The sequence below is a fragment of the Bartonella sp. AP150HLJHH genome (genome assembly GCF_042196385.1).
GTDB lineage: Bacteria > Pseudomonadota > Alphaproteobacteria > Rhizobiales > Rhizobiaceae > Bartonella.
This window is the reverse complement of record NZ_JBHIQC010000002.1, coordinates 276,951-283,210: the sequence shown is the minus strand read 5'-3', so window position 1 is coordinate 283,210 and position 6,260 is coordinate 276,951. Positions and strand designations below refer to the sequence as shown.

Genomic DNA, 6,260 nt, shown 5'->3' with positions numbered 1-6,260 from the left:
ATAAACTGTAGAAGGTGGTCTAAAAGGTGGTCTGAAAATGGCTATTTAAAGAAAAAATCTATATATTTCAATATGTTAAACACAAAAAGTGGTGCCCAGACGCGGATTCGAACCACGGACACGCGGATTTTCAGTCCGCTGCTCTACCAACTGAGCTATCTGGGCATGCTTCATAAAAAATATAAAGCGTTTGCGGTTATAACATTAAAATTTTCTCTGTCCAGTCATCAAAAGAAAAATAATTGATTTTTTAATAAGTTTATCTCCCTATTCTAGAGCGTTATCAATGAATCTTTATCATAAAATAAATTTGATAGGTATATTGGACACTTTAGTGTATTGTTATTAGAATGCTGTCTTATCGTGGTGGTAATACGAAAAAAATTAAAAGAATCAATCGAGAAGAATGATTAAGAAAGATTTTTTTATAAAGTTTCCCTAAATTTTAAGCATACGAAATAATAGACAACATTTTTGACTTTTTTCTAAAAAGATTATTGATTAGCCTTTATAATAATTTGTTTTTCTTTATAAAGAAAGAGAAACATCTAAAAGGGGAGAAATAATGATAATGTTACAAAAACCAAGTAATCGTCCCAATAATACTAATTTTTCTTCAGGTCCTTGTAGCAAACGGCCTGGTTGGACTCTTGATGTTCTTAAAAATGCATTAGTTGGGCGTTCACATAGATCTAGAGAAGCAGAATTAAAACTTGCTGAAGTTGTTAATTTAACCCGTGAGATTCTTGAGGTTCCTTCTGATCATCGTATAGGAATTATGCCAGGATCAGATACCGGTGCTGTTGAGGCTGCTCTATGGTCTCTATTAGGTGAGCGTGGCATTGATATGGCAGCGTGGGAAAGTTTTGGGTTTGGGTGGAATAAAGATGTTGTCGAGCAATTAAAGCTTTCTGATGTGCGTCGTTTTGAAGCTCCTTATGGTGAAATACCAGATTTAACACAACTTGACTTTGATCGGGATGTTGTTTTTACATGGAATGGGACAACTTCTGGTGTGCGTATTCCTAATGCGGATTTCATTCCGCATAAGCGGGCTGGATTGACCATTTGTGATGCAACATCGGCAGCTTTTGCGCAATATCTTGATTTTTCAAAATTAGATGTTGTTACTTTTTCATGGCAGAAAGTTTTGGGAGGCGAGGCTGCACATGGTATGGTGATTTTAAGTCCTCGTGCTGTTGAGAGGCTTGAGAATCATGTTCCAGCTTGGCCTATGCCTCAACTTTTCTATATGACAAAAAATGGAAAATTGAACGAAGATATTTTTAAAGGAAAGATCATCAATACACCTTCTATGCTTTGTGTTGAGGATTTCCTTGATGGGTTGAAGTGGGCAAAATCTCTAGGAGGTGGAGCGGCATTAAGAGCACGGGTTGAGAAAAATTTTTCTGTACTTGATGCTTTTGTTCGCAAAACGCCATGGTTAGAATATTTGGCAAAAGATCCTGAAGTGCGTTCTAACACCTCTATTTGTTTAGATATTGTGGATCCAGTGATTACTGCTTTGGATACGGAAAGGCGAGTATCTTTTATAAAAGCGGTTGTGAAGCGTCTTGATGAGGAAGGGGTTGCTTATGATATCGGTTCGTATCGCGATGCTCCTCCTGGGCTTCGAATTTGGGCGGGTATAACAATTGAGGCTTCCGATCTTGAAATTTTAACACAATGGCTTGAGTGGGCGTTCCAAGTTGAAAAAGCACAGCTTTAAATAATTACTGGTGATTTTCAAAACGTGTTTTTAAACAAAAAAGGATACGAGAGATTATGATGATCTTTCGTATTCTTGTATCAGACAAACAGCCTCTAAATATTACATGAATTGTAAAAGATTAAGACGGGGAATGAATGCTTTGTCAGGTGTTGGATACGCACAAATTAAAATCTCTAATGTTTTTACTTTTTGTAGCGAAAATGACAGATTTAAAATATTTGGGTATTTGCTTATCTTTATTATCATAAATTTGAAAATTTAATCACTTGAAGATTGAGAAAAATCTGAAATGAGGAGTCGCACTTGCTCTAAGGTTTCGTTATAAAGAAGAGTTTGTTTTTGAATGCTGGTTTTTTTGACCAAACACGACGGAGAAAGTTATGGCCAATGTAGTTGTTGTCGGTACACAATGGGGTGATGAAGGCAAAGGTAAAATTGTAGATTGGTTGTCTGAGCGAGCAGATATCGTGGTGAGATATCAGGGGGGGCATAATGCTGGCCATACATTGGTTGTTGATGGAGTCAGTTATAAATTATCACTTTTACCGTCTGGTTTAGTGCGTGGCAAGTTATCAATTATTGGTAATGGTGTTGTTGTTGACCCTCATCATTTTGTTGCAGAAGTAAAAAAACTATGTAATCAGGGTGTAAAAATCACACCAGAAATTTTGCGTATTGCTGAAAATGCTCCTTTGATTCTTTCTTTGCATCGTGATCTTGATGCAATTCGAGAAAGCGGTTTATCTGGTTTAAAGATTGGTACAACAAAGCGCGGTATTGGACCGGCTTATGAAGATAAGGTGGGACGTCGTGCTATCCGAGTGATGGATTTAGCAGAAAAAGATACACTTATGGCTAAGATTGAGCGGCTTTTGAGGCATCATAATGCTTTGCGTCGTGGGATGGGTGTTTCAGAGATTGATTCTCGAGCACTTTATGATGAATTGATGCAAGTTGCGGATAAAATTTTGCCCTTTATGGATTGTACGTGGCGTCTTTTAGATGAAGGTTATCGAGGAGGGAAACACATTCTTTTTGAAGGTGCGCAAGGTGCTTTATTAGATAATGATTTTGGAACTTATCCTTATGTAACGTCATCTAATACAGTTGCTGGGCAAGCATGTACAGGTTCGGGGATGGGACCTGATGCAATTCATTATGTTTTGGGTATTGCAAAAGCTTATACTACACGCGTTGGAGAAGGGCCGTTCCCGACAGAGCAGATAAATGATATTGGTGAATTTCTAGGAGTGCGTGGACATGAATTTGGTGTTGTAACGGGTCGAAAGCGTCGATGTGGTTGGTTTGATGCTGTCTTAGTACGTCAGATGGTAACAATTTGCGGTGTTCAAGGTATAGCATTGACAAAACTTGATGTTTTAGATGGTTTGGATGAAATAAAAATTTGTATTGGTTATGAGCTTGATGGTAAAAGGATTGATTATTTACCTTCTTCCATGGGAGCTCAGGATCGGGTGAAGCCTATTTATGCAACATTAGAAGGTTGGAAGGAAGAAACAGCACATGCATTGAGGTGGGAAGATTTACCAGTGCAGGCTATTAAATACATACGCTATATTGAAGAACTGATTAATACAAAAGTGGCTTTATTATCCACAAGTCCAGAGCGTGAAGATACTATTCTTATTACGGATCCCTTTGTTAATTGATTATTGTTTTTAGATTTCTATATATGCTCTCTGTTCGTTTTTGTATCTTTTTACAAAAAAAGTTTTTAAGAGCACGTAAAAGAAAGGTGCAAAATAGCATTGTTTATTTTTCATATTCATTTTACATTATTGCAATAGTTGTACCAATATTAAATGGCAACCAATTTAGAAGGCTAAAATAAAGTTTTTTGGCTTTACTATTGATTTTTTCTCAGTTTAAGAGAGATTATAGAGGAAATGGTAGATTTCGTTGGAATCTTAAAAAAGACAATTAATGCACAAAATAATATTACACCACAAGTGCGTAAGCGGATTTATAAGCGGGCTACCGAAACACTAGAACATCAATTTGTAACAGCAAAAATACCACAAGCAATAGCGGATGAACAAAGAAAGATTCTTCAAAGTTCTATTGCAACTGTTGAAGGAGAATATTTAGCAGTTGAAAAGAAACGGCTTTCTTCAGTTATTGGGTGGAATCCCACAAATATAAATGAAGATAAGAAATATACAAAAAAAACTATATTACCAAAAAATAATGAATTGTCAGAGGTAAACATAAAAAGAAAGCAAGATTTTGTTACACGTTCAAAGGATAACAAGGTATTTGTTGAGCTTTGTGTATCAGATATACCAGATGCAGAGCCTGTTAATATGGAGGCTGATGTGCCTTCTCAGCATGTTAATAGCAGTGTGTTAAAGATTTCTCCTTCGCAGGAAGATAATCCGCATATTGTTTCGCACATTTTTTCTCAGGCTTTACGTCGTGCTAATAAATCGTTAGTGCAAAGGCGTATTGTGATAAGTGCTGTTTCTGTTGTTAGTTTTGTTGTTTTACTTGTTGGTATTTTTTTTGTTGGTGAGCGTGTATTTGTATCAAATGATCATCAGTTTTTAGAAGAAAATCTTCAAGCTTCTCACAGAGTACCAAAGGCATTTCCAATTAAGAGAAAGTTAACACAACGCTTATTAGAGGATGGAAGTGAAATTGATGTTGGTTTAAAACAAGCGATAGATTCTTCGGATGAAGAAGTACTCTCAACAGTTGTTGATAGCAATTTGCAATCGCTTGAAAAATCAGGTGAAGCTGTTTTCTATCAAGCACGTACAAATTATGATGCAGAAAAGATAGCAACGGGAAGTGCTCGCTGGACGCTTATAAAAGAGTCTCAAGTGAAGGGGGCTCCAGAAGAAACAACTATACAAGGTGATATAACAATTCCTGATGAAGGGGTATCATTACGGTTAATTTTACGTCGTAATACCGATCAGTCATTTCCTGCTGCATATATTATGGACCTTGTTTTTATTCTTTCTGATAAATTTTCAGGTAAAGCTATAAGCAATGTTCAAGCATTAACCTTTAAAGCAAGTGAACAATCCATTGGACAGGCTTTAACAAGAACCATTGCTGCAAAGATTAACGATGACTTTTTTCTTGTCGCATTGAGTGGAAATCATCCATTTCTTGATCGAAATTTACAATTGATGCGAGAATTAGATTGGATGCGTTTGGTGTTAACGGATAAAAACGGGCGTATAAGTGAATTAACCTTTGCAAAAGGACCAACAGGTAAGTCTATTTTTAATGAAGTTATTGGACAATGGCTTGCACAACAAGATAAGTTAACAGTTCTTGGTCAAAAAAATAAAACATAGATGCAAAAAAATAAACGACTGTGAAGAATTTTCTACGACCGTCTTTATCAATTATATACCACATACATTCACTAAATCTTTACATATCAATAACTTAAAGAATTCGATAGACCAATTTACAAGTATAAAGCCAAGGCATGCTTTTTTTCATTTTCACATTTAAAGAATGTGCAAACCATTGGCTTTATACTTAACTCTAGGTTTTATACTTGACTTTGAGATAAAGTAGAATCTTTGATAGAGTTTTGCACTTTTTCAAATGCACGCATTTCAATTTGTCTTACTCGTTCTCGACTAATATTAAATTCACCAGAGAGTTCTTCTAGGGTTAGTGGTACATCGTTTAAACGACGCGCTTTAAATATACGCTTTTCGCGTTCATTGAGATTGTCCATGGCATTTATGAGCATGGAACGGCGATTTTCTAATTCACTTTTTTCAATTAAAATTTGTTCTTGATCGTTAGATTCATCCACCAACCAATCTTGCAACTCACTGTTTTCCCCTTCTTTTGTTCGAATTGGTGCGTTGAGTGAAGTGTCACCACCAAGCCTACGATTCATTGATACAACTTCATCTTCTGTGACATTCAACTGGGTTGCAATTTCTTTCACTTGTTCTGCATTGAGATCACCACTATCAAGTGCTTGAAGTTTACTTTTTAACTTACGAAGGTTGAAAAACAAGCGCTTTTGATTAGCTGTTGTCCCCATTTTCACCAAACTCCAAGAGCGCAATACATATTCTTGGATTGACGCTTTAATCCACCATATTGCATAGGTTGCAAGACGAAAACCCCGCTCTGGTTCGAAACGTTTAACAGCTTGCATGAGTCCAACATTGCCTTCTGAAATGACTTCCCCAATGGGAAGTCCGTAGCCCCGATATCCCATCGCGATTTTAGCTACGAGACGCAAATGGCTGGTTACTAGCCTATGCGCAGCTTTTAGATCATTATGCTCACGGTAACGCTGAGCTAACATATACTCTTCTTTTGGCTCAAGCATTGGAAAACGACGCACTTCTTCCAAGTAACGGTTTAAACCACCATCACCTGTCATTACTGATAATAAATTCATATGGGCCATATAGCACCCTCCTTTTGTCTGAATTCCCTGATAAGGCAAATTCTATGTTTTAGATAGCTAACTATCCTCATAACCTCACTTTAGCATATTTTTCAATTTTGTTCAAAAAAA

4 protein-coding genes and 1 tRNA gene are annotated in these 6,260 nt (G+C 36.5%); 3 read left to right on the top strand and 2 right to left on the bottom strand.

The annotated features are described in order from the left end of the window. Window positions 1–89 precede the first annotated feature (89 nt). Window positions 90–165: transfer RNA gene (locus tag ACFING_RS02380), tRNA-Phe, on the bottom strand. Between the two features lie 400 nt (window positions 166–565). Here ACFING_RS02380 and ACFING_RS02375 point away from each other — a divergent pair. The 3 genes from ACFING_RS02375 (at window position 566) to ACFING_RS02365 (ending at window position 5,061) form a co-directional block, all read left to right on the top strand. Beyond that, window positions 566–1,729 carry a phosphoserine transaminase gene (locus ACFING_RS02375; RefSeq protein WP_375629613.1) on the top strand — a complete coding sequence of 388 codons (1,164 nt, stop codon included), beginning with the start codon at window positions 566–568 and terminating at the stop codon, window positions 1,727–1,729. A gap of 383 nt (window positions 1,730–2,112) precedes the next feature. After that, complete coding sequence (locus ACFING_RS02370) at window positions 2,113–3,402, top strand: adenylosuccinate synthase (RefSeq protein WP_375612054.1); 1,290 nt, start codon at window positions 2,113–2,115, stop codon at window positions 3,400–3,402. A 237-nt stretch (window positions 3,403–3,639) separates the two neighbouring features. Next, window positions 3,640–5,061, top strand: a complete 1,422-nt coding sequence (locus tag ACFING_RS02365) for a hypothetical protein (protein ID WP_375612055.1) — start codon at window positions 3,640–3,642, stop codon at window positions 5,059–5,061. 203 nt (window positions 5,062–5,264) lie between these two features. Here the strand turns inward: ACFING_RS02365 and rpoH are convergent, their stop codons facing one another. Continuing rightward, entirely contained in the window at window positions 5,265–6,149 is an 885-nt protein-coding gene (gene rpoH / locus ACFING_RS02360; protein WP_375618560.1) for an RNA polymerase sigma factor RpoH, read from the bottom strand. Window positions 6,150–6,260 lie beyond the last annotated feature (111 nt).